Origin of the sequence: Streptomyces solincola (genome assembly GCF_002982015.1) — a bacterium.
Taxonomy (GTDB): Bacteria; Actinomycetota; Actinomycetes; order Streptomycetales; family Streptomycetaceae; genus Streptomyces; species Streptomyces solincola.
Genome location: NZ_PVLV01000458.1, coordinates 1 through 2896, shown reverse-complemented (window position 1 = coordinate 2896; position 2896 = coordinate 1). Strand labels below are relative to the sequence as shown.

The following is a 2896-nucleotide window of genomic DNA, read 5'->3' as shown; positions in this document are numbered from 1 at the left end:
CCCGGCGGCGGCGCCCACCGCGCACACCACCGCCGAACCGGCCTCCCCGCTCGCGGTGCGCGCCGCCGCCGGGCCCGTCGGCGAGGGCTCCCCCGCCTCCGAAGGCCCCACCGGCTCCGCTGACTCGTACGGCGCGCTGGGCTACGTCATCGACGCCATCCGGGCCGGGCGGGACGCGTCGGTGCCCGCACTGGTCGCCCGGCTGAGCCCGGCCCGGCGCCGCGATCTGGCCGGCGAGCTGCCCGGTCTGCGCCGGGAGCTGCGCGAGGCGGGCTGGACCGACTGGCAGCGGCGCGGGCGCATGAGGAACGCGCTGCTGCTGGCCGGGGCCGGGTGCCACACCGGGGCCGCCGCCGCGGCCGCCTGGCTGGCCTCCCCCGTGCTGCGGGACTGGGACGGACTGCCCACCGCCCGGCTGCTGGCGGTGCTCGCCGACCGGGATCCGGCCTGGCTGGGCGACCTGGCGCACCGGCTGGCCGCCCGGGCCGGCACCGCTCGGGACGACTACCCCCTGATCCGCGCCCTGGTCCGAGTGGCCGGCTGCCCCGTGCCGACCGGCGACGCCTTCGTGCACGGCTGGGCCGCTGACATGGTGGTGGTCCGCCCCGCCGACCGCCGCGGACGCGTCCTGCGGCTCGGCGCCGCCCTGCGCGCCGACCCGGACGCCCCCGCGCTGGTGGCCCGGCTGTTCGAGACGGTGGAGCCGGCCGCCGCGCTCACCTCGTACGGCGACCCGGAGCACTCCGGGCACTGGCCGGCCGTGCTGGCCGCGCTGGCGGCGGAGGGCGTGCTGGACCGGTCCGCGCTGGTGGAGGGGGCGGTCGCCCGGCTGGTGCGCGGCGGCCGGCCGCAGCACCTGCGGGTCTTCTCCGCCGTCCTGCGCCGGCTGGAGCTCGACGCCGAGGAGGAGCGGCGGCACACCGCCGACTGGACCGTGCTGGCCGCCGACGCGCCCTCGACCGTGGCGGGCGACGCCCAGCAGGTGCTGGCGCGCCTGTGGGCGGCCGGCGACCTGTCCGCCGCACGGCTCGCCGACGTCTCGGAAGCGGTGCTGTTCCGCCCCGAGAAGAAGCTGGTCCGCGCCCAGTTGGTGCTGCTCGGCAAGGCCCTGCGCCGGGACGCGGAGGCCCGGCACGTCCTGCTGCCGGCCGCCGCGGCCGCCTTCGGGCACCAGGACACCGCCCTCCAGGAGCGCGCGCTGGCCCTGGTCGTCCGACACCTGCGCCCCGGCGACACGGCGCTGCGCGAGGAACTACGCCCGTCAGTCGAGCAGTTGGGCCCCGCTCAGCAGACGGCGGCGGCCGCCCTCCTCGGCGTCGCGCTCCCGGACGCCGCGGCCGGCGAGCCGTACCGGGAGGTGCTGCCGGCCGCCCCGGCGGCCCGGCCGCAACCGCCCGCCCCGGCGACGGCGGCCGAGACGGTGGAGCTGGTGGCGGCGCTGGTGCGCGGCCGGGAGCCGGTGGCCGCCGAGTTCGAGGCCGCCCTGGACGGTCTGGTCCGGCACGCGCACGGTGACCGCGCCGCGCTCGCGGCGGCCCTGGAGCAGGTACTGGCGACCGGGTGGCAGTGGGAGGCGGACGAGCACGGCAGGGTGAGCGTCGAGCGCCTGGACGGGCTGGAGCTGGTGGCCGCCGCCGTGCTGGGGCGGGTGCGTCCGGCGGACCTCGCCACCGGTCCGGCGGCGGGGCGGCGGCGCGGCCACCGCGGCTGCGTGCACCAGACGCTGGAGGAAGTGCTGCGGGCCCGGGTGCACGAGGTCGCGCACCGGGTGCTGACCGCGCCGCTGCCCTTCCTGCTGGCCACCCCGAGCGTGCGGACCGGCTCGGTGGAGGCGGCGGACCTGGTCGCGCGGCTCGACGCCTACGGCCGGCTGGGCACGGAGCCCGCGCCGAACGACTTCGCGCAGGCGCTACTGCGGGTGCGCCGCGACCCGGCTGCCGCGCCCGCCGCCGCGGCCCTCGGCTCCTCGGCCGGCGACCGGTTGGCCGCCTGGCTGACCGCCTCGGGCGACGCGGCCGACCGGCTGGTGCGCCGCGTCGAGGAGCCCGCGCCGCCGGACGCCGCCCGTCCGTGGAACCACGCCCGGGAGGGCATCCGCCGCCTGGTGGTGGGGGTCCGCGCCTGGCTGGTCCCGCAGCGGGAGTTCCCCGCGGCGTTCCACGACCTGGGCCGGCCCGCCACCGGGACCGCCGACCGGTGCTGGCACTGGGCGGGGCAGGACGGGCTGCACCGTTCGGTGCTCCCCGAGGACCGGGAGGTGCTGGCCGCCTGGGCGCTGCCCGACGTCACCGGCTGCGCCGCCTCCGACGAGGCGGGCGGCTGCGCCGCGCTGCCCGCGCTGGCCGAACTCGGCGGCGAGGCCGGTCCGGTGCTGCACCTGGCGGTGGCCACCGGGTTGGGCGCCCGGCACGCCGAGGACCGGCTGGCGGCGGTGGACGCGCTGCTGGTGCTCGCCGCCCGGGGGGAGCTGGCGGCCGACCGGATCGGCGGGGACCTGGCCGAGCTGCTGGCCCTGGGCACGGTCAAGCCCAACCGGCTGGCCGACGCCGCCGGCACCGCCGCCGCCACCGGCGCCCACGCCACCACCTGGGCGGTGCTGGCCCACGCCCTTCCGTCGCTGCTCGCGGCGGCGGGCGGACCCGTCCCGCCCGGAGCGGGCGACCTGCTGGCGGTGGCCGCCGACTGCGTGGAGCGGTGCGGGGCGGCCGGGCCGTACCCGCAGGGGCTCGACGCCGCCGCCGACCGCACCGGCTCCTCCCGGTACGTCGCCCAGGCCCGCCGGCTCCGGACCGCGCTGACCGGCACGCCCGCCCGGTGACCCGCCGGGACCGGCCCCCGGGCCCTCTGTACCGGGGCCCGGGGTGAAAGGTCGGAGGCCGGTTCAGTCGGCGGTCGG

Annotated in this window: 1 protein-coding gene; it reads left to right on the top strand. The window is 80.4% G+C overall.

The window, feature by feature from the left end; genetic code table 11:
• The coding region (locus C6N75_RS24495; RefSeq protein ID WP_322888075.1) for a DUF6493 family protein at window positions 1-2818 on the top strand (2818 nt) is incomplete at its 5' end.
• Window positions 2819-2896 lie beyond the last annotated feature (78 nt).